This window comes from Brumimicrobium salinarum (assembly GCF_002844555.1).
GTDB lineage: Bacteria > Bacteroidota > Bacteroidia > Flavobacteriales_D > Crocinitomicaceae > Brumimicrobium > Brumimicrobium salinarum.
Genome location: NZ_PJNI01000073.1, coordinates 1 through 301, shown reverse-complemented (window position 1 = coordinate 301; position 301 = coordinate 1). Strand labels below are relative to the sequence as shown.

At 51.8% G+C, this 301-nt stretch carries 1 pseudogene; it reads left to right on the top strand.

Going from position 1 to position 301, the window contains the following annotated elements:
* Positions 1 to 224: 224 nt before the first annotated feature.
* Positions 225 to 301, top strand: a pseudogene (locus CW751_RS15190) (IS6 family transposase); the annotation flags it as partial.

Genomic DNA, 301 nt, shown 5'->3' with positions numbered 1-301 from the left:
GTCTGAGCTGTTCGATAAGACCTGGAGCCGGTGGCACGATTGTCATTTTCAGAAGACGACTGCACCAGTTGATTGGGCGTAATGGCTGTTGTGCAGCCAGCTCCTGACAGTTCAATATCAGAAGTGATCTGCACCAATCTCGACTATGCTCAATACTCGTGTGGGCTCTGTTGCAAAAATCGTGAAGCTTGAGCATGCTTGGCGGAGATTGGACGGACGGAACGATGACGGATTTCAAGTGGCGCCATTTCCAGGGTGATGTGATCCTGTGGGCGGTGCGCTGGTATTGTCGCTATCCGAT